We start from the raw sequence: 407 nt of genomic DNA on the forward strand, positions 1-407 counted from the left end.
GGCCTATATCGGCCGCGGCGCGCCCATAGCGTTCGATCGCGCGGGCCTGCGAGGGCGCCAGCGGCCGATCGGCCGCGACGCGCTCGGGCGACGTCGTTTTCTCCGACATCGGTTTCGGCCGGAATCCCGCGAACATGCCGCGCGCCTTGTCGCGCACCTTCTCCGCCACTTGGCGCGCGCGTTCCGGGAACCGGATCTCGCCCCATATCTCCCGGCGCTCGGCGAACACGCGAGCCTGGTCCTGCGCGGGGACCGCATAGTCGCCGGCCATGTCCTTGCTCCGGTCGCGCGACAGGGCGCGGACGAGCTGGCGTTGGTCGGCGAAGTCGTTGCGGCCATAATGGAGCTGCGCCCCGTCGCGGTGCCGCGACATGCCGACATAAGCGCTGTGGCGGTCCATGCCGGGG

At 71.5% G+C, this 407-nt stretch carries 1 pseudogene; it reads right to left on the minus strand.

What is annotated here, in order from left to right:
• Positions 1 to 373, minus strand: a pseudogene (locus tag AX724_RS24010) (Ti-type conjugative transfer relaxase TraA); the annotation flags it as partial.
• Positions 374 to 407 lie beyond the last annotated feature (34 nt).

It is taken from the genome of Sphingobium sp. CCH11-B1, assembly GCF_001556865.1.
In the GTDB taxonomy this organism is placed as follows: domain Bacteria; phylum Pseudomonadota; class Alphaproteobacteria; order Sphingomonadales; family Sphingomonadaceae; genus Sphingobium.